This is a genomic window from Streptomyces aidingensis (genome assembly GCF_900112355.1).
Taxonomy (GTDB): domain Bacteria; phylum Actinomycetota; class Actinomycetes; order Streptomycetales; family Streptomycetaceae; genus Streptomyces; species Streptomyces aidingensis.
Genome location: NZ_FOLM01000032.1, coordinates 1 through 17,239, shown reverse-complemented (window position 1 = coordinate 17,239; position 17,239 = coordinate 1). Strand labels below are relative to the sequence as shown.

Below are 17,239 nucleotides of genomic sequence, written 5' to 3'. Positions count from 1 at the left end.
GCGAGGCTGCGGGCGTGCACCACGCCGAGCAGGGCGCGTTCGCGGGGTGTGGCCCGGGTGTAGCGGCGTTGTTCCAGCGAGGCGTCGGCCAGGGCGAGCGCGTGCTGGGGGTGGCCGAGGTCCACGGCCTGGTGGGCCATGGCGCGCAGGATGTGTCCGGCCAGGGGGGCGTCGTCGGCTTCGGCGGCCAGGTGCAGGCTGAGGGTGAAGTAGCGCTGGGCCAGGCCGTGCTCGCCGGCGTCGAAGGACATCCAGCCGCACAGGTAGACCAGTTCGGAGGCGGTGGAGAACATCTCGCGCCGCACCTGCTCGCCGGGGAAGCGGCGGCCGAGGTGGGCGACGATGTCGGTGCGCAGGTAGGCCACCAGGGCGGCGCGGCCGTCACCGCCGCCGCGGCGCTGGTCACGGCGCGAGAAGAAGGCCATCATCTCGCGGGCACCTGCCACATCGGCGGCGGTGGTGTGCCCGCCGCAGACGGGGCGACGGGACGGGCGGGCCTGTGCTGCCGGCCCTTCGCCGGTGGCCAGGGCGAGTCCTGCGAGCGAGTAGGCGGCGCCGGTGAGCATCTGGCGACGCTGCCTGTCCAACTCCATGCTCCCCAACTCTGCCAGCGCCATCACCGGGTCGGTGTCCTGGGGGAGGTCTTCCCCGCCCATGTCCAGTCCGATCTCCGGCGCGGTGACGACGCGTCCCAGCCCGCGCGAGAACGTCTCGCACAAGATATGCGGCGCCCGGCCGCCGGGGCGCGATCCGCGCAGCCACTGGTTGACGTGCGAGCGGGTCACCGCCCGCAGCTCGTCCGCGCCGTTCTCGGCGGCCACCCGGCGGAAACGGGCGGCCAGCTGCTCCTGGGACCAGCCCAGTTCGCGCAGCAGGCTCTCCATCCGGCTGTTGCGTGCACGCGCCATGCATCGCCCCAAATGATCTTTACCAACGTTACCCGTGGCGGCTCCCCGCCGGGGATACCCACGCACCGTGCATCACGGTTTGCTCAACGTACCGGCACCGGACGGGCTCTGGCGCCCGGACCGGAGAACGCGGTGCCGGCGCCCACCCTCGGCGGTGCGCTGAGGGCCGCCGAAACCTGGGTCACCGCTTCCCCGACTGTTCAAGGACTCCCCCATGGCCTCTGACCCGACACTTTCGCTGATTGCCGCCGTAGGGGCAGCAGCCGTGGTGGGCGTTGTGCTGCTGCTTGTGAAGACCGTGCGCAGCAAGCGTCGCGCCGTGGCTGTGGAACGCGGGAAGGCGGAAGCCGCCCGGCAGCGCGCGGGACAAGCGGAAGAGGGGCTGCGGGCCTGCACGGCCGCGCTGACCGCGTGGGTGGACGGCGTCGCGCTGCTGGCCGAGAGGCCGGATGCGCCCCGGCCGGCCGCGCCGGTACCGGACCATGCGGGGTTTGCCGCCGGGCTGGCTGCGGCCGAGGGGGCGCTGGTCCAGGCGCTGGCCGCAGCGCATCGGCAGGGGGAGCAGTTCGCGCAGTCCACGCTGCTGGGGGTGTCGCGGAAGATCTCCGGGCTGTCCGCGGGGATGCAGAAGCAGCTGCTGGAGATGATTCACCGCTTCGACGATCCCGACATCGTGGAGGGGCTGATGGGGCTGGATCACGCCACCGCGTTGATCCGGCGGCGGATGGTGGGCCTGGCGGTGGTGTGCGGGTCCTGGCCCGGCCGGCAGCACGAGGCCACGGGTGTCTATGACGTGGTGCGCGGGGCGGTCGGCATGGTGCAGGACTACACCCGCATCAAGATCACGGTGGCGGAGGATTCCCGGGCGGTGGTCGGGCGGTGTGTGGAGCCGGTGGTCATCGCGCTGGCGGAGCTGCTGGAGAACGCCACCCGGTTCTCCGCCCCGCACACCGCGGTGGAGGTGCACATCCACCTGACCCACCACGGCCTGGCGCTGGTGGTCGAGGACGCCGGCATCTCACTTCCTCCCGCACAGCGTGAGCAGATCACCAAGCTGCTGCAGCAGGAGGCCGTGGGGATGGGGCAGTTGGGGGATCCTCCGCAGTTCGGGCTCGTGGTCGCCGCCCTGCTCGCCCGGCGCTACGGCTTCACCGTGACGGTGGACTCCAGCTCCCCCTACGGCGGGGCCCGGGCGGTGCTGAACCTGCCCAGCAGCCTGCTCGCCGACGCCCCGCAGGCACCGATCAATCCCGCCGCGGCTGCCGTTCCGGCGGCACCAGCCCCGGTCCCGGCGGGCGAGAGCGTGGGCACCACCCCCGGCGGCCTGCCCCGGCGCCGCCGCCACACTCCCGCCGACACCTCCTCCGGCCGGCCCCCGGCCGCATCTGCCGGGCGCGGCGCTGTGGCTGACCCCGGGGCGGCTGCCGCCCGGCTGGGCGCGCTGCGCAGGGGCACCAAGGCCGCCTGGTCCTCCACTCCCGACGTGCCCGCGAAGGAATCCGCTGATGACTAAGCCTGTTCGTGACGACGCCTGGATGCTGCAGGAGGTCATGGAGCTGCCCGAGACCGTGGGTGCGCTGCTGATCAGCGCCGACGGCCTGGTCCGCGCCCAGACCCGTTCGCTGGGGAAGGATGCGGCCGACCGGATCGCGGCGGCGCTGTCCGGGCTGCGCTCCACGGCCGTGAGCATGGGCGGGATGCTGCCGCAACCGCCGGTGCTGCGGCAGACGCTGCTGGACTTCGACACCGGTTTCGTGCTGGCCATCGACGCGGGAGAAGGCACCTACCTGTGCGCGGCGGCCACGCGGACGGCGGATGTGGAGCAGGTGGGCTTCCGCATGCACGAAGTGGTGGCCGCCATGGGCCGGGAGATGGTCAGCGCCCCGCGGCGGGACGGCGGCACGGCGGCATGAGCCCGGTGAGCAGGCGTCGCGATCTGGTGCGCCCGTATGTGGTGACCGGTGGGCGGGCCCGGCCCTCCCGCAACACCCTGGATCTGGTCACGCTGTTGACCGCGGTCCCGGGCCGACCGGCCGCCGCGTTGGGGCCGGAGGCGCGCGCCATGGTGGAGCTGTGCCGGGGCGGCTACCTGGCTGTGGTGGATCTGGCCGCCCACCTCGCGCTGCCGCTTTCCGTCACCCGGGTGCTGATCGCCGACCTGCTGGATTCGGGACACCTCGCCGCCCGGAACACCCACCGCCCGGCCGGCACCCCCGCCGACCGCGACACGCTGGAGCGACTTCTTGATGCCCTCCACGCTCTGTGAGACCGCCTATGTGCGCGACAGTGTGCGCGCCACCGTCAAACTCCTGGTCGCCGGGGCCTTCGGGGTGGGCAAGACCACCCTCATCGGCTCGGTCAGCGAGATCACGCCGCTGCGCACCGAGGAGGTCATGACCCAGGCCGGGGCAGCGGTGGATGACCTCACCGGGATCGAGGGGAAGTTGACCACCACGGTGGCGCTGGACTTCGGCCGCCTCACTTTGGGCGAGGACCTGGCGCTATTCCTGTTCGGCACTCCGGGGCAGTCGCGGTTCCTGCCGCTGTGGCAGGACCTGGCCCACGGGGCCTACGGCGCCCTGGTGCTGGCCGACACCCGCGCGCTGCAGCGCTGCTTCGACACGCTCGCCCTGGTCGAGCAGCACGGCCTGCCGTATGTGGTGGCCGTCAACCGCTTCCCCGACAGCCCCGCACACCCCGAGGCGGAGGTGCGCCAGGCGCTGGACCTGGAAGCCGGCACGCCGCTGGTCACCTGCGACGCCCGTGACCACACCTCGTCCCGCTCCGCGCTGATCGCGCTCGTTGCCCACCTTCACCACCTGACCGGAGCCTGACGTGACCCCCTCCCCCGCCGCCGCGGTGCCGCCGGCCTGCCCCGCACACCACAACGCCGCCGATGCCGGCTCGTCGCCGGGCGGGCTGCCGGCGCTGTTCGGGCCGGGCTTCGCCGCCGCCCCGGACACCGTCTATGCCCGCCTGCGCGCCTGCGGTCCGGCCGCGCTGGTCGAACTCGCCCCCGGGGTGGAGGCGTTCGTGGTGACCAGCTACAGCGCCGCGCTGGAGGTGCTGCGCTCGCCGTACTTCTCCAAGGACGCCCGCCGCTGGCAGGCCCTGGCCCGCGGCCAGGTGCCCACCGGCAACCAGGTGGTGCCCATGATGGGCTGGCGCCCGAGCCTGCTGTTCGCGGACGGCGCCAGCCACCTGCGGCTGCGCACCTCCATCGACGACGCCCTGGCACTGGTCCGCGCCCTGACCCTGCGCGGCTACGTGCAGGCCTGTGCCCGGGAGCTGATCGGCGCCTTCCGCACGGCCGGTGAGGCGGACCTGGTGGCCCAGTACGCCGACCGCCTGCCCATCGCGGTGTTCGCCCGGCTCTTCGGCTGCCCCGGCGAGCTGGCGGAGCGGATGTCCGTGGCCTGCGGCCAGATGATCGATGCCGAACCGCAGACCGCCCAGCGCGGCAGCGACGACCTCGCCCGCTGCCTGCACGACCTCATCACCGTCAAACGCCGCCGGCCCGGGCCGGATGTCACCTCCCACCTGCTGGCCCACCCCACCGCGCTGTCGGATGAGGAGATGGTCCACCAGCTGGTGGTGCTCATCGGCGCCGGCACGGTGCCGCAGGCCGCGTGGATCTCCACCGCGCTGATGATGCTGCTCACCGACGACCGGTTCTCCGCCGACCTGACCGGCGGAAGCCTGACCGTCACCGACGCGCTCAACGAGGCGCTGTGGACGCACTCGCCCATGAGCAACTTCTGCTTCCACTACGCCACCCGCCCCTGCCGGCTGCACGACGAGCACGGCCGCGCCACCGACATTCCCACCGGCGTCCCCGTGCTGATCAGCCACGCCGCGGCCAATACCGGCCCCGCACTGGCAGCGGCCGGCCCGGACCGGTACGCCGACAACCACGCGCACCTGGCCTGGTCCGCCGGCCCGCACACCTGCCCGGCCCAGGCCATGGCCACCACCATCGCCGAGACCGCCATCGAAACCCTCCTCGATGCCCTGCCCGGCCTGGAACTCGCCATCCCGGCCACCGGCCTGCACTGGCGGCCCGGTCCCTTCCACCGCAGCCTCGCCGCACTTCCCACACGCTTCCCCACCGACCAGGCCCCCACCGTCCACGCACACCCCTGAGCCCTGCCGCACGCGTTGGAGGAGCACCGATGGACCCCCGCACCTGCCCCGCCTTGGACCCGACCGGCACCGACCTTCACCACGAAGCCCACGCCCTGCGCGCACGCGGCCCCGCCACACCGGTGATGCTCCCCGGCGGCGTGGCCGCCTGGTCCGTCACCCGCCACGACGTCATCCAGATGCTGGCGTCCGACCCCCGTGTCTCGCGCGATGCGCGCCGGCACTGGCCGGACCTGGAACGCATACCCCAGGACTGGCCGCTGAACGTGTGGGTGCGCGTGGAATCCGCCTTCACCGCCTACGGCGAGGAACACCGCCGGCTGCGACGCCTGATCTCCGCCGCGTTCACCCCCCGCCGCACACAAGCCCTGCGCCCGAAGGTGCAGACCATCGTCAAGAAGCTGATCCGCAGCCTCCAAGAGGAGCCCGCCGGCGGCGAGGTGGACCTGCGGGCCCGCTTCGCCTACGCCATCCCCACCGAGGTGATCTGCGACCTGTTCGGCGTCCCGCCACAGATGCGCGGCGAGACCCGCCGCGTGATCGACGCCGCGCTGAACACCGCCGCCACCGCCGAACAGGCCGCCACCGACTATGCCGACCTCCTGGCCTGCATGCGCACCCTCGCGCAGAGCAAACGCGAAACCCCGGGACCGGACATGACCAGCGACCTGATCGCCGCCCGGGACGGCGAACACCGCCTGACCGAGGCCGAGCTGATCTCCACCCTCATCCTGATGATCGGCGCCGGATCGGAAACGGCCGTCAACCTCATCTCCTGGGCCACCCTGGCCCTGCTCACCCACCCCGAGCAGCGCGCGGCCGTCGAGCGCAGCGGCATCTCCTGGGACCAGGTGATCGAGGAAACCCTGCGCTGGCAAGGCCCCATCATGCACATGCCGCTGCGCTACGCGATCGACGACATCGACCTCGGCGACGACATCGTCATCCGCCGCGGCCAGCCGATCCTCCTCGGCTTCGGCGCGGCTGGCCGCGACCCCGCCCTGCACACGAATCCTGACGCCTTCGACGCCACCCGACAGGACACCTCCCACCTGGCGTTCGGGCACGGCCCGCACTACTGCCTGGGCGCGCCGCTGGCCCGCATGGAAGCCGCCATCGCGCTGCCCGCCCTCTTCGCCGCCTTCCCCCACCTCTCCCTGGCCGTGAACCCCGGCCAGCTGAAGCCCCAGGCCTCCTTCATCGCCAACGGCCACCAGACCTTCCCCGTCCTCCTGCGCCCCTGACCGCTGCCCCTCATCCAAGGACCATCCCGCACCATGACACCAGCCCCTCCTCACGCGCCCCCGCGCAGATTCTGCTGCTGCGCGGGCAACTCCCGCACCAGGCCTCCGTGCGCACCGATCACATCGGGAACCGCGAACCCGCTGCTCGTGCCGCCCGCAAAAGCGGTGGAGATCCACTGCCTGTACCGCACAACCGGCACCGACGCCTGAGAACCTCCGCCGTCCTCCCGGCAGCCCTTCTCTGAAGACCGTCTGTGCCTGGTCCTCCCCTGGCCGGGCACGGGCGCCGCGGCGGCGCCACGCCGATCCCCCGTCCGGCTCCCGCCGCCGCCCGGTGGCCCCGTCCCCTTCCTTCTCTCCGGCTGCGAGGGGCGGGGCCACCGCTCCCCGACCGTGTCTTTCATACGAATGCGAGATACACCGTGCCCATCCCTCTTCCCGGCTCCCATCTGGCCGGATTCCGGCAACTTCGGCCCGCCGTTCCCGCATCGGCGGCCTGGAGGAGTGTGCGGCCCGGGAAAGGGCACGACGCCGTCGTCATGCCCGAACCGGTGGCCCGGCGGGTGCTCCGCCTCCTGGCGCACCGCGGGCCACGGGTGACGCTGGGCCGGATCGGCGTGATGCCCGGGTCGTGGTGGTGGCCGGTGCCGCCCGGCCCGGATGAGGGCCTGACCTGGCCGAGAGCACGCTACGTGCCCGACGGCACCAAGCCGACGCTGCTGCTCAACGGCGTGCCCTTCGTCTGGCTGCGCCGGGATCGGGGTGTGCCCTCCGACCACCTGATGGTGCCGTCCGCTGTGCTCGGCCCGGTGGCCGGCACCGTCCCGGCCGGACCGCGGAGGTGGCGGTGAACAACACCTTCTCCAACGGCTCGGCCGGCACCGTGGTCCAGGCCCAGAGCGTCAACGGCGGCATCCACCTCCACCCGCCCGGCGCGCCACTCCTCCCCCCGCCGCGGCAGCTTCCCCCGGTCCGCAGGAGCCTGCTGGGACGGGAGGACCGGCTGGCCGCGCTGGACACCATCCGCACCGATGAGGACCACGCCTCGCCGATCGCCGTGATCACCGGCCTCGGTGGCGTGGGGAAGACAGCGCTGTCAGCCCACTGGCTGTCCCGGCTCGCCGAGCACTACCCAGACGGCCAGTTCTATACGGACCTGCGGGCATCCAGGGAAGTCCACCCGGCCCCTGCGGCCGTGCTGCGGGGCTGGTTGGGCGCCCTGGGCTACGGTCCGGCTCTGCCGGGGGAGTTGCAGGAGCTGGCGGCATTGTGGCGCTCGGCCACTGCGGACCGGGCAGTCGCTCTTCTCATCGACGGTGCCGCCTCGGCCGCGCAGGTGCACCCGCTGCTGCCCGGCGGCAACGACAGCATCGTCGTGGTCACCGGCCGCTGGCAGCTGACCGAACTGGCCACGGCCGGGGCACGGATGTGCCGGCTCCCGCCGCTGTCCCCCGCCGCCTCGGCCGAACTACTCGCCGCCTGCGCCGGGCAAGGCCGCCTGGACCCGGCCTCCGCCGAGGCCCGGCGCATCGCCGCCGCCTGCGCAGGGGTGCCCCTGGCACTGGTGATGGCCGGCGCAGTACTGGCCGCCGATCCGCACCGCCGCCCCGCGGACCTTGCCGCCGCACTGGAGCGCAACCCCCACACAACGTTGTCCAACCACACCGCCGAAGGAGTCTTCGCCGTGACCGCCGCCGCCCAGGAAATCTACGAATCGCTACCGCAGCACACCCGTCGGGTGTACAGGCTCTGCACGCTGCTGCCCACCACCGACCTCGACCCCTACATCGCCGCCGCGGCGGCGAACCTGCCCCCGGCGGAGGCCGAGCACGCGCTCGGGCTGCTCACCGGCGCCCACCTGCTGGAGGGCCGCCCGCCGCAGGAGGGCCGGCCGGCGCGCTACACCTGGGCAACACAGCTGGTGCACCGGCACGCACAGCAGCGTGCGCAGCAGGAGGACACCGACGAGGAACGGCAGGAGACGACGCGGCGGGCGTGCGAGTGGTTCCTGGCCGCCGCCAGCGCCGCGCAGAAACTACTCACCCCCGTGCAGGCCACCATGGAGCGCACCTACCACCACCCGCTGCCCGAACCGCCCACCTTCCCCGACGCACAAGCGGCCCGTGCCTGGGTGGTAGCCCACCAGCACAACGCGCTGCCGGTCATCCGCAGCGCACACCAGGCGCAGTGGTGGGAGACGGCCTGGCAGCTGACCGACGCCCTGTGGCCGCTGTTCCTGCTCCTGCAGCCGTATGAGGACTGGATCGCCGCCCACCGCCTCGGACTGGACGCGGCCCGCGCCGCCGGTGATGCGGCGGCCGAGCGGCGGATGCTCACCTCCGGCGCTATCGGCCTGGCCGCCGCCGGCCACAACGACGAGGCGATCCGCTGGTACGAGCAGGCCCTGGAACTCGCCCTGTCCGCCGGGCACGTGCACGACCACGGGCAGTCCCTGCTGGGCATCGGCGGCTGCCACACCAACATGGGCCGCCCGCAGCAGGCCGAGCCGTTCCTGCGCGAAGCCATCACCGTGTGGGAAGGCTCCGGCTACCGCCGCGGCATCGGGCTGGCCCTGATCACCCTCGGCGAAGGCGCCCTGCACACCGGCCGACTCGGCAAGGCCATCGAGCATCTCGCCGCGGCGCACGCGATCCTGGTCGAGCACGGCGACGGCTACGACGCAGACCGGGTAGCGGCCTGGCTCGGCTACGCCCGCGCCCTCTCCGGCGACCACGAGGCCGGACGCCAGTTGCTGGAACGCGCGCTGCCCGCGTTCCGCGCGGCCGGATCGGCGCGCTGGCAGGCCCACACCCTGGAGTGGCTCGGCGAGATCACCGCCCTCAGCGGCGAGGCCGGCACCGCCCGGCACCACTACGAGCAGGCGGCGGAGCTGTTCGACACCGTCCGCCCGGCCGACGCGGCCCGGGTCCGCGAACGTCTCGCCGCCCTGCCCTCCGGTGAAGACCGCTCGGACGACGGCACGCGATGAGGGCCGCCGGCCGGGCGTCCATGGAGACGCCATTCCTGCCGCCTGCCCCGGCTGGTGGGCCGGGCCGGGCGGTCCCGGGCGTCGCCGGTCAGATTCCGGTGGCCGAGGCGGCCGTGCTCTATGCGTGTGTGGAGTTGACCGACGGCGAGATGGCGGTGCACCGCCTTCGCACCTGGCCTCTGGAGTCCGGCCTGCGGGTGGTGCACGCGGCCTGGGACGCCGGGATCACCCGGCCCCGGCAGCGCCGCCCGCACTGGCCGCAGGTGGCCGCCCTCCTGGAGGCCGGCCGGATACGGCACCTGGTCGTGCCCACCGAAGCGCAACTGGAGTTCCGGCCCTCCCGCCGTCCTGCCCTGCGCGCCTGGCTGGATCGGCACGCCATCCGCGTCCACTACCCCGGTGCCCGGCCGCCCCCGATCCCGCCCGCTGCCCCGCCCGCAGCCGTGCACCCTTCCGTCTTCGTTCTTCCCCCCTGTGACAACCCGGACTTCCTGATATGACTTCTCCTTCCTCTCCCACGGTGCCGGCAAGGGCCGCCTACCGTGATGTGGCCTTACTGATCGCCGCCGCCTCCGGGCACAGCCTGTGGGCGACCGTGATGATCGCGCTGCGCGAGTACGCGACCATCCAGGTCCCGCACAGCGGCCTCGTCGGCCGCGTCCTGATGGCCGTCGGCGCGATAGCCATGGCCGGCTGGCTGATACGGCTGACCGCCGCCCGCAAGAGCGGTTCGGCCTGGGCACTCGCCGGTGCCGCCGCGCTGGCCGCCGCGGTGGCGGCGGACGCCGCCGGACTGGTGCCCGCCGACGGCGGCAGCACCTCCGGAGTGCTGGCTCCCCTGGCCGGAGCCGGGCTGACGGTATGGCTGGTGCGCGAAATCCTGCGCCACCACGGGGTACGGCTGCACGCGTCCGCGGGCCCCGCGGACGCCGACACGCAGGGCGGGGTGTTCGCCGCCGCACTGCTGGGGTTCGCCGCGGCGGGGCTGGCCATGGTCACGGTGTCGCTGTGGTTCCCCCAGTCCACGCTCAGCGGCCACCAGCTGGAGGCCGGCGGCATCACCACCGGCAGCCAGGCCTTCGCCGCCTTCGTGTGGACCGCCGTGGCCGAGGAACTGGCCGAGACCGCCGCAGTGCTGGCCCTGCTCGGCGCCGCAGGCCGGCCGGTGCGCGAAGCCGTGGCGCTGTGCCTGCTGCTGCGCCTGGCGGGCCACGCGTATCTCGGTGCCGCCGCGGTGGCCGCGATGGTGGCGGGCGCCGTGGCGGTGCTGCTGTTCCTGCGCTACCGGAGCGTCGTCCCGCTGCTGCTGGCGCACTTCGCCTGGGACGCCAAGGTCCGCGACTGGGTGATCCCCCAGCTGTATGCCGTGGACACCGGCGACGGGACACGCACCGTGCTCCTCTTCGCAAGCTGGCGCACCAGCACGGTCACCCTGCTGCTGACCGCCGGCGCGGCGCTGTGGCTGCTGCACTTCGCCCAGCCCACCACCGCCAGCAACAGCAACCAGGCCGGGGAAGCGGCCGGCAGCGGGCGCACCTCGCCACCAGCGGCAGCCTCCCCCGCCCGCCGCGCCCCGTAACACGCGCTGCCCGGCACAGCCCAGCCCACGGCACCCCCGGCAGCCGACTCTTTCTCCCTCCCGCACCCCTTTGCCCGCCTGGCACACCCATGGCAGGGCGATGTGGCTGACCGCGAAAGGCAACCTGGTTCATGGACCCTCACCACGATGAGACCAGTGCGGCGCAGATCGACACCGGCAGGCCGCAGTCGGCCCGGATCTGGAACTACTGGCTGGGCGGCAAGGACAACTACCCCGTCGACCGGGAAGCCGGTGACGCCTATGTCGCGTTGTTCCCCGGGATCGTCGGCGTGGCCCGCGCCTCGCGGTACTTCCTCATCCGCGGCATCCGCCACCTGGTCGGACAGGCCCGGATGCGGCAGTTCCTGGACATCGGCACCGGGCTGCCGACGGTGGACAACACCCACGAGGTCGCCCAGCGCATCGCCCCGGAGGTCAAGGTCGTCTACGTGGACAACGACCCGCTGGTCCTGGCCCACGCCCGCGCGCTGCTCACCGGCACCGGGCAGGGCGAAACCCGCTACCTCGACGCCGACCTGCACCACCCCGAGCACATCCTCGGCCAGGCCTCGGCGGTGCTGGACCTCACCCGGCCGGTGGCCGTCGTCCTCAGCGAGATCCTGGGCCACATCCCCGACGAGGAGCAGGCCGCCGACCTGGTGCACCGCCTGATGGACCCGCTGGCGCCGGGCAGTTACCTGCTGCTCAGCCACGGCGCCGACACCGACCCCGCCATGGCCGCCGCGCAGGAGATCTACAACGCCTCCGGGGCCGTGCCCTACCTCCTGCGCAGCCGCGAACAGGTCACCGGCCTCTTCGCCGGGCTGGAGCTGGTGCCGCCCGGCGTGGTGCCGCAGCCGCACTGGCACCCGGACCCGGGGCTGGAGCAGCCGCAGCTGCCGCCCGGGGTGGGCTGGGGCGCGCTCGCCCGCAAACCCGGCCGCTGACCAGCCGATCCCCGGCTCCGTCGGCCGAGCGCCGAGTACACCCACCTCTCCAGCACACAAGACCACCCCGGACTGCCTCCGGTCCGCCGACGCGAAAGCATCCTGTGAACAGCACCCTGGTCATCACCACCGGCGAACTCCCAGGCACGGCGCAGCCCAGGAAGGACAGCATCTTCCGTACCCGTGGCACGGTCATCGTGCTCGATGCCGACGCCGCCGCGTGCCCAGAGCAGCAGCGCGGCAGCTGGTACATCCAGGTTCTTGGTGTCCGCCTGCGCTCGGCCCTGGAGGCCGATTCCGGCGCGTCGTTGCGCACCGTAGTGGAGAGGGCGATTGCCGCCGTGGCCCAGCGGCACCGTCTGGTCCCCGGTGCCGCTCCGGCCGCCGCCGTGGCCATCGTCCGCGCCCTCCACGGCCGGGTGGAGGCGCTGGCCCTGGGCAATGCCCCCATCGTCGCCGTCGCGCGAACGGGCGCCGTTCATCAGCTGCGCGATGACCGCCTGGAGCGGCTGCTCACCGGGCGTCTGGAACACATCGGTCTGTATGCCCGGCTGCGCACCGGCGCGGGATTCACCTCGCCCAAGCACCGTGAGCTGCTGGATCAGCTGCGCGATCACCAGCTGCGGCACCTGAACAAGGACGGCGGCTACTGGGCTGCCGAGGCCGCCCCCGACGCCGCTCGGCACGCCTTGGTGCACTCCTGGCCGGCCGCGGAGATAGAGCAGGTCCTGGTGATGAATCACGCGGTGGCCGCCGCTGTGGAGGACTACCGCCTGTTCGCTTCCTGGCACCACCTGGCCCGCACCTGCCGCGAACGCGGCCCCCAGTACGTGGTGCGGATGATCCACACCGCCGAGACGGCCGAGGACCCTCACGGCATCCGCTGGCCCCGCTACGAGCCCGCCGGCGACAAGACCCTCGCGCACCTGGATCTCACCGCCGCCCTGGCGTGAACCACACCCTCGACGAGCCGCACTCCCGCGGAGAGACGCCACCATGACCGCACCCCACGCCCGACGCCGCGCACCCACGCCCGGGGATCCCCCGGCACTGTTCCACTCCCATCTCATCCTCACCGCCACCGAGCAGCAGGCCAGTCACGACATTCGCCGCCTGCAGCAGCTGCTGGCCGGGGGCCTGCCCGCACTGGGCCGCGAGCGCGCGCCAGCCGGCGGGCGGATGCTGTTCGCCGCCGTGCGCGCTCCCGCAGTCCCGGGTTCGGACACCGCCATCGCGCCCGCCGGGCCGGCCCTGGCCATGGTCGTGCGCACCGGGGTGCGCCCGGACTGGTCGCCGCTGCTGGATGCCGGGCGGCTGGCCGCCGCCGAGGTCCGCCCCGTCACCCCGGCCCCGGCCGCCGGGCAGGAGGTCAGCCTGCGGATCACCGCCAACCCCGTCATTCGAGATCGCCGCACCCACCGCCACAGCCCGCTGCGCAGCAGGAGCGAGTGCCAGGCCTGGCTGCGCAGAAGCCTGGCCCGGCACGGCGTCCGCGTCACCGGACCTGTGCATGTGTCCCCCGCCACCCGCCTGACCGGCACCGGCCGCAATGGCCCTGTGGTCCTGGTCATCCGGGACTTCCAGGCCCGTGCCACCGTCACCGACTCCGCCGCCCTGGCGGGGGCCCTGGCCGAGGGCATTGGACGCGGCAAGGCCTACGGCTGCGGCATGCTGAACCTCACCCCATCCGCGCCCCGGAGTTGGTAGATTCTCCTGGCGGGGCCAGGTCCTTCCGGCCCCTGCTCTCCTCACGCTCCTGGTGGGGACGCACCTGCTCACCTCGGTGCCGCAGCAACACCGTGCCCGTCCCGGTGCAGGTGCCTTCTTCCGCAAGGTTTCTTCCTCCTCACACATCTGTGGGGCGCCCGGCCTTTGGTCTGCTGTGACCGGTGGCGGCAGGGCGTCGTTGTCCTGGCATCAGCCGTTCAGGGGTTCGAGGAGGAACATGGGTCACCTGCCGAACGTTCTCGGCGCCCACCTGCTGCTGGAACGCGACGGGCGCGTGCTGCTGGGGCAGCGCGCGGCCAGCGCCGAGTTCGCGCCCGGCTACTGGCACGTGCCTGCCGGGCATGTGGAGCGGGAGACCGCCCGGGAGTGCGCCGTCCGCGAGGCGGCCGAGGAACTCGGCCTGGCCCTGCGCGTATCGGACCTGGAGCTGGTCCACACCCTTCACCATCTCGGGCCCACCGGGCCGCGGATGCAGTTGTTCTTCCGCGCCACCAGGTGGGCCGGCGAGCCGGTCAACGCCGAGCCTGACCGGTGCAGCGAGCTGCGCTGGTGGCCGCGCACCCGCCTGCCCGACCCTCTGGTGGACTACACCCGCACCGCGCTTGCGGCCATCGCCGCCGGCCGGCCGTACTCCGAAGTCGGCTGGCCCGGCTGACGCCACAGCGAACCGGTGACCGGCGCATGCAGGCACCACCGCCCAGCCACCCGGCACGCCCTGGGGCCGCCGACCCGGGGCGCCGAACGTCTCGGATCGTTGCCCCGCCAGGGAAGGGAGACAACCGCTGATGCCCGAGCAGCTGCTGCCCTTAGGGGGCGCCGATGTGGTGCACGCCCGCCGCGTGATGGTGGACCGCCTGGTCGCGGACGGTCTGCTGCACGACGCGGCGGTGCGCCGGGCACTGCTGGTCGTGCCCAGGGAGCAGCTCCTGCCGTGGATCTACGTCCTGCGCCAGGAGCCGGAGCAGCCGGGCCGGTGGTGGTGGCAGGTGCTGGACGGCACCCGGCCACAGGACCGTGCCGAATGGGTGGAGCGGATCCACGGCGAGCGCAGCGTCGCGGTGCAGTGGCAAGGCCGGCCCGTGAACGCCCCGGACGGCGGGCGGGTGGAGGGCGGGGATGTCACGGCCACGACCAGTGTCCTGTCCGCGACCGTGGCGACCTTGGAAGACCTCAGCCTGGAGCCGGGGCTGCGGGTGCTGGATGCGGGCACCGGCGCCGGCGTCGTTGCGGCGCTGGCGGCCCACCTGGCCGGCACCGACTCGGTCACCACGGTGGAGTGCGACCCGCATGTGGCGCAGGCAGCCCGGGAACGGCTGGCCGAGGCCGGATACCCGCTGAAGGTGGTCACCGGGGACGCACTGGCCGGGCACCCGCAGGGCGCGCCGTATGACCGGCTGCACGCCGGGTTCGCCGTCCGGTGCCTGCCGCCGGCGTGGCTGGAGCAGCTGGCACCCGGCGGGCTGCTGCTCGCGACGCTCACCACCGCCTCCCCGTTCTGGCTCGGGCGGTGCACAATGCGGCGCCATCGAAACGGGCGGCTGGAAGGGGAAGTGGCGGCGCTGGGGTGGGGGCACCGGCCCGGCCGGGGCTGGCGCCGGCTCTGCGCCCACAGCCACCGCGCACGCCTCGCCGCCTTCCCCGTGCGGCGCCGCCGCACCGCGCTGGCCCCGCCCGGCCCCGATGAGCACGGGCTGTGGCTGGCCCTGGCGCACCTGGCGCCAGGCCTGGTCCAGGACCGGCAGGCCGACCACCTCACCCTCATCGCACCGGGGGAAGACTCCTTCGCCGCAGTGCGCCCCGACGGCCAGGCATGGCAGGTCGAACACGCCGGACAGCGCGACATCTGGGACGAGGTCGAAGCGCTGCACGCCAGGTGGGTACGGGCCGGGCGGCCCGATGCCTACCGGCTGGAGGTCGCCGCGGACGGATCCCAGCACCTGGCCTCCCGCGCAGGCCACCCGCTGGCCTGGCCACTGCCCGCCCACCCCCTGGCCGCCGAACCCCAGAGCGTGAAGGAGACATTGCGACGGTGAGCACACGCACACGCAAGGCCGGCAGCGGGCAGGACGGCGCCACGGAGGCCAAGCAGACGGCGGCCGGATCCTCCTCCGCGTCGGAGCAGCTGCTGTTCGGCGGGCCGCTGCAGTACAACAAGCGCTGGACCAGGCACCAGGACGACGCCGCCAAGATGAGCGTGCGGCATACCCTGGGCCGGCTGCCGCGGATGCTGATGATGGCGCTCCGCCTGGCCTGGCAGGCCGACCGGCCGGCCACCGTGACCGTCATCGCCGCCGAGGTCCTGCGCGGCATCACCCAGGCGGTGGCGCTGCTGGGTGTGCAGGCGGTGCTGGAGGCGCTGCTGGCACCGGCCGAGATCGCCGAAGGAGTACGGGCCGCTGCTTCCCCCGCCGTGGTGATGGCGCTGGCGCTGGCCGCGGGTGCGCTGCTGGCGGCGGTGACGACGTACGCCGACGGCCGTCTGCGGCCCCAGGTCGAGCAGCAGGCCCGCCAGCGCTACCTGCAGCGGGCCACCGAGGTGGAGCTGGAGGCGATCGAGGACCACGCCTTCCACGCGCTGCTGGAGTCCGCCCAGTACGGGGCGCAAGGCGCGCGGGAGGTCATCGGGCACGGCACCAGGATCGTCGGCGGGGTGATCTCGCTGATCACCGCCGGCGGAGTGCTGACCGCCCTGCACCCGCTGCTGCTGCCGATGCTGCTGGTCATGGTCGCCCCCAGGGCGTGGGCGGCCTTGCGGATCTCCCGGCAGCGCTATGAGTCCTTCCACATCTGGGTCCAGCACACCCGCGCCTTCCGGGTGCTGTCCCAGCAGATGATCGACGAGGACGCGGCGGCCGAGATCCGCGTCCACCGCATGGGCGGCTTCCTGCTGCACCACCACGAGGAGATGGCCCGCGCCTTCCTCATCGAACAGCGCCGCCTGGCCCGGGTGGAGGCCACCACCTTGCTGGTCGCCTCCATCGCCGCCGGAGTGACCGCGGTGGCGACCTACACGGTGCTGGGCTGGCTGCTGTGGTCCGGGGCCGTCGCCCTGGCCGCCGCCGGCGCGGCGGTGGCCGCCATCCAGACCGGCACCGGCGCCCTTGCCAACCTTGTCTCCCACATCAACCGCATGCACGAGGACAGCCTGTACGTTGCCGACCTGCACCAGGTCACCGAACAGGCCACCGGACGGGAAATCCCCGCCGGCGGCCACCCCCTCCCCGAGGCCCCGCGGCACATCCACTTCGACAACGTCACCTTCACCTACCCCAGCAGCAGCGACCACGAAGACGAAGACGGCGAGGACACCGGAGGCGACCGCGTGCCGGCGCTGAACGGGCTGACCATGACCATCCCGCTGGGCAAGGTCACCGCCCTGGTCGGCAACAACGGCTCTGGCAAATCCACCATCGCCAAACTCCTGGCAGGGCTCTACCGCCCCCAGGGCGGGCGCATCCTGTGGGACGGCACCGACACCGCCACCGCCGACCGCGCCCAGCTCTTCTCCCGGTTCTCCTTCGTCACCCAGGACTTCTACCGCTGGCCCTTCACCGCCCGCATCAACGTCGCCGTCGGCGACCCCAGCCTCCCCCTGACCCAGGAACGCCTGGAGGCGGCGGCGGCCAAGGCAGGCGCCACCGACCTGATCGCCTCACTGCCCCAGGGCTGGCGCACCCTGCTCTCGCGCACCTTCCAACGCG

General features: G+C 73.2%; 17 protein-coding genes. 16 read left to right on the top strand and 1 reads right to left on the bottom strand.

Annotated features, from left to right (window positions below; genetic code table 11):
* Positions 1-908, bottom strand: a 908-nt coding sequence (locus tag BM242_RS28040; RefSeq protein ID WP_139238487.1) for an NsdA family TPR-like regulatory protein, incomplete at its 3' end; no start/stop codon positions are given.
* Between the two features lie 214 nt (positions 909-1,122).
* Here BM242_RS28040 and BM242_RS28035 point away from each other — a divergent pair.
* The 16 genes from BM242_RS28035 to BM242_RS27960 all read left to right on the top strand — a co-directional run.
* Positions 1,123-2,421, top strand: a complete 1,299-nt coding sequence (locus tag BM242_RS28035; RefSeq protein WP_139238486.1) for an ATP-binding protein — start codon at positions 1,123-1,125, stop codon at positions 2,419-2,421.
* Entirely contained in the window at positions 2,414-2,821 is a 408-nt protein-coding gene (locus tag BM242_RS28030) for a roadblock/LC7 domain-containing protein (protein ID WP_093841765.1), read from the top strand. Before BM242_RS28035 ends, BM242_RS28030 begins: the two co-directional genes overlap by 8 nt.
* Positions 2,818-3,174, top strand: a complete 357-nt coding sequence (locus BM242_RS28025) for a DUF742 domain-containing protein (protein WP_175541624.1) — start codon at positions 2,818-2,820, stop codon at positions 3,172-3,174. Before BM242_RS28030 ends, BM242_RS28025 begins: the two co-directional genes overlap by 4 nt.
* Positions 3,155-3,742: a GTP-binding protein gene (locus BM242_RS28020; protein WP_093841763.1), complete on the top strand. Its 588-nt coding sequence runs from the start codon at positions 3,155-3,157 to the stop codon at positions 3,740-3,742. The genes BM242_RS28025 and BM242_RS28020 overlap by 20 nt, the downstream gene beginning before the upstream one ends.
* A 1-nt stretch (position 3,743) precedes the next feature.
* Positions 3,744-5,051 (top strand): cytochrome P450 family protein, encoded by a 1,308-nt coding sequence (locus BM242_RS28015; protein ID WP_093841762.1) that lies wholly within the window; start codon positions 3,744-3,746, stop codon positions 5,049-5,051.
* 29 nt (positions 5,052-5,080) lie between these two features.
* Positions 5,081-6,295: a cytochrome P450 family protein gene (locus tag BM242_RS28010; RefSeq protein WP_093841761.1), complete on the top strand. Its 1,215-nt coding sequence runs from the start codon at positions 5,081-5,083 to the stop codon at positions 6,293-6,295.
* Between the two features lie 539 nt (positions 6,296-6,834).
* Complete coding sequence (locus tag BM242_RS28005) at positions 6,835-7,146, top strand: hypothetical protein (RefSeq protein ID WP_093841760.1); 312 nt, start codon at positions 6,835-6,837, stop codon at positions 7,144-7,146.
* Positions 7,143-9,284 carry a tetratricopeptide repeat protein gene (locus BM242_RS28000; protein ID WP_139238485.1) on the top strand — a complete coding sequence of 714 codons (2,142 nt, stop codon included), beginning with the start codon at positions 7,143-7,145 and terminating at the stop codon, positions 9,282-9,284. Before BM242_RS28005 ends, BM242_RS28000 begins: the two co-directional genes overlap by 4 nt.
* 128 nt (positions 9,285-9,412) lie before the next feature.
* A complete protein-coding gene (locus tag BM242_RS27995; RefSeq protein ID WP_139238484.1) occupies positions 9,413-9,784 on the top strand; it encodes a hypothetical protein in 372 nt (123 codons plus the stop codon).
* A gap of 20 nt (positions 9,785-9,804) precedes the next feature.
* Complete coding sequence (locus tag BM242_RS27990) at positions 9,805-10,863, top strand: CPBP family glutamic-type intramembrane protease (RefSeq protein WP_175541623.1); 1,059 nt, start codon at positions 9,805-9,807, stop codon at positions 10,861-10,863.
* Between the two features lie 131 nt (positions 10,864-10,994).
* On the top strand, positions 10,995-11,810 hold the full coding sequence (locus BM242_RS27985; RefSeq protein WP_093841756.1) for an SAM-dependent methyltransferase: 816 nt from the start codon (positions 10,995-10,997) through the stop codon (positions 11,808-11,810).
* Between the two features lie 104 nt (positions 11,811-11,914).
* Positions 11,915-12,763: a hypothetical protein gene (locus BM242_RS27980; RefSeq protein WP_093841755.1), complete on the top strand. Its 849-nt coding sequence runs from the start codon at positions 11,915-11,917 to the stop codon at positions 12,761-12,763.
* 43 nt (positions 12,764-12,806) lie between these two features.
* On the top strand, positions 12,807-13,517 hold the full coding sequence (gene cas6e, locus BM242_RS27975) for a type I-E CRISPR-associated protein Cas6/Cse3/CasE (protein WP_093841754.1): 711 nt from the start codon (positions 12,807-12,809) through the stop codon (positions 13,515-13,517).
* A 238-nt stretch (positions 13,518-13,755) separates the two neighbouring features.
* The gene (locus tag BM242_RS27970; RefSeq protein WP_093841753.1) at positions 13,756-14,193 is read left to right on the top strand and encodes an NUDIX hydrolase; all 438 of its coding nucleotides are present in this window, start codon (positions 13,756-13,758) and stop codon (positions 14,191-14,193) included.
* 130 nt (positions 14,194-14,323) lie between these two features.
* A complete protein-coding gene (locus tag BM242_RS27965) occupies positions 14,324-15,571 on the top strand; it encodes a methyltransferase domain-containing protein (protein ID WP_093841752.1) in 1,248 nt (415 codons plus the stop codon).
* The coding region (locus BM242_RS27960; protein WP_093841751.1) for an ATP-binding cassette domain-containing protein at positions 15,568-17,239 on the top strand (1,672 nt) is incomplete at its 3' end. The genes BM242_RS27965 and BM242_RS27960, both read left to right, overlap by 4 nt.

What these genes read in the sequence shown, in the direction of transcription:
- BM242_RS28035 (WP_139238486.1), top strand. Translation starts at nt 1,123, where the DNA reads ATGGCCTCTGACCCGACACTTTCGCTGATTGCCGCCGTAGGGGCAGCA.
- BM242_RS28030 (WP_093841765.1), top strand. Translation starts at nt 2,414, where the DNA reads ATGACTAAGCCTGTTCGTGACGACGCCTGGATGCTGCAGGAGGTCATG.
- BM242_RS28025 (WP_175541624.1), top strand. Translation starts at nt 2,818, where the DNA reads ATGAGCCCGGTGAGCAGGCGTCGCGATCTGGTGCGCCCGTATGTGGTG.
- BM242_RS28020 (WP_093841763.1), top strand. Translation starts at nt 3,155, where the DNA reads ATGCCCTCCACGCTCTGTGAGACCGCCTATGTGCGCGACAGTGTGCGC.
- BM242_RS28010 (WP_093841761.1), top strand. Translation starts at nt 5,081, where the DNA reads ATGGACCCCCGCACCTGCCCCGCCTTGGACCCGACCGGCACCGACCTT.
- BM242_RS28005 (WP_093841760.1), top strand. Translation starts at nt 6,835, where the DNA reads ATGCCCGAACCGGTGGCCCGGCGGGTGCTCCGCCTCCTGGCGCACCGC.
- BM242_RS27985 (WP_093841756.1), top strand. Translation starts at nt 10,995, where the DNA reads ATGGACCCTCACCACGATGAGACCAGTGCGGCGCAGATCGACACCGGC.
- cas6e (WP_093841754.1), top strand. Translation starts at nt 12,807, where the DNA reads ATGACCGCACCCCACGCCCGACGCCGCGCACCCACGCCCGGGGATCCC.
- BM242_RS27970 (WP_093841753.1), top strand. Translation starts at nt 13,756, where the DNA reads ATGGGTCACCTGCCGAACGTTCTCGGCGCCCACCTGCTGCTGGAACGC.
- BM242_RS27965 (WP_093841752.1), top strand. Translation starts at nt 14,324, where the DNA reads ATGCCCGAGCAGCTGCTGCCCTTAGGGGGCGCCGATGTGGTGCACGCC.